We start from the raw sequence: 450 nt of genomic DNA, 5'->3' as shown, positions 1-450 counted from the left end.
GATTTAACCATGGCAGGTAAAACTTTAGTAATGTAGGGTTCTTTGGTATAAATAAAGTTAATAGGTTCTTTTAAAGCCCCACCAGTCTTACGTCGGAATAGCAAGTGACTTTGCACACCACCCATACTTGAAAAAGATACAGGTGTAACTCCTTCTTTTCCTGAGAGAGTAACTGTGTTTATAGTATCTTCTAATACCATGGTTGCAATGTCTCTTTGTGCAATTTCCTGTCTACGACGTACTACTAATTCTTCGTCATAGGGAACTCTAGGTGTAATGCTTTGTTTTTAAAGAATCTGATTCAGAGCTTTTTCAACAGATTTTTTTTGTTGGTCACTCATGCCTGATGATTCTGTTTTAGACAAATTGGACATTAACCAATTTTGCATAAAAGCAGCATCAAAATGTTCTTTGTGGAACATCATAAGATAAGCTTTTAATGCATCATAG

The 450-nt window shown here is 35.3% G+C and carries 1 pseudogene; it reads right to left on the bottom strand.

Annotated features, from left to right (window positions below):
- Window positions 1-450: pseudogene (locus tag ACTHS4_RS11615) on the bottom strand (ImcF-related family protein); the annotation flags it as partial.

Origin of the sequence: Neisseria sp. P0014.S009, assembly GCF_051958155.1 — a bacterium.
Lineage (GTDB): Bacteria > Pseudomonadota > Gammaproteobacteria > Burkholderiales > Neisseriaceae > Neisseria > Neisseria flavescens_C.
The sequence above is the reverse complement of the archived record's forward strand: the minus strand, read 5'-3'. Positions and strand labels throughout refer to the sequence as shown.